This window comes from Psychrobacter sp. CoH-33_TS_01 (genome assembly GCF_058189395.1).
On sequence record NZ_JBVGQI010000109.1, the window covers coordinates 1 to 230 of the forward strand.

Here is a 230-nt window from a genome sequence, read left to right on the forward strand (position 1 = left end):
GAGTGGCCGACCCCGCGAGGGTCGAAGCCGACCACGTCGAAGTGGCTCTGCAGCGTCTTGTCGGTCGCGAAGCCGACGGAGTCCTTGACGAAGTCGTAGCCGGAGCCGCCGGGGCCGCCCGGGTTGACCAGCAGCGAGCCCTGCTTGCTGCCCTTCGCCTGCTGGCGGATCAGCGCGAGCGAGACTTGCCCGGCGGACGGGTCGCTCCAGGTCAGCGGCGCCTTCGCGGT

Annotated in this window: 1 pseudogene; it reads right to left on the reverse strand. The window is 71.3% G+C overall.

Annotation, left to right across the window (positions count from 1 at the left end):
- Positions 1–230: pseudogene (locus ACZ2XM_RS15720) on the reverse strand (alpha/beta hydrolase); the annotation flags it as partial.